The sequence below is a fragment of the Ruegeria sp. AL12 genome, assembly GCF_056540885.1.
The window spans coordinates 1-596 of sequence record NZ_JBQFXN010000166.1; the positions used below are offsets into that span (position 1 = coordinate 1).

Genomic DNA, 596 nt, shown 5'->3' on the forward strand with positions numbered 1-596 from the left:
CGAGCGATGCGGTGGCCCCGACGGTGGATTTGATCAGCGTGGTGTCGGCGGTCAGCCGCGAGACGATCTCACCGGAGCGGTTGGCATCGTAGAAGGATGCGGAGAGCCGGGTGACATGGTCAAACACATCGCGGCGAATGTCGGAGACCACCCGTTCGCCCAGCGTGATGACAAAATAGTAGCGGCAGGCCGAGGCCAGCGCCAGCAAGGCGGCGATGCCGGCGAGCATAGAGAAGTAACTGTTGATGAAGCCGGCGTCCTGGACGGAAAATCCGTGGTCAATCATCCGCCGCACGGCGGTCGGCAACGTCAATGTGGTAACCGCGGCCAGCAACAGGAAGGCGAGCGCGCCGAGGACGAGACGGGGGTAACGCTTGATATAGGGGAAGAGCCGGGTAAGCGGTCGTACCGATTGGCGTGTGGTCCGGGGTGTCTCGGTCTGATTGGCCACGTGTACTCCTGGGCGGTGCGCGGGCGAAACACCCGGCGGCCGCAAAAACAAATGCGGCTCTTGTTATCGACAGTGCCTTCCTGTATAGGCTTGCCATCGAATTGGAAAGCCGTTGCCCGAGAGGACCACGGCTTCAATTATGTGT

General features: G+C 61.4%; 1 protein-coding gene. It reads right to left on the minus strand.

Annotated elements, in window-relative coordinates; all coding sequences use genetic code 11:
- Positions 1-451: ABC transporter transmembrane domain-containing protein (locus ACR0C6_RS22020; protein ID WP_480621311.1), on the minus strand; the 451-nt coding region annotated here is incomplete at its 3' end.
- Positions 452-596: the final 145 nt, after the last annotated feature.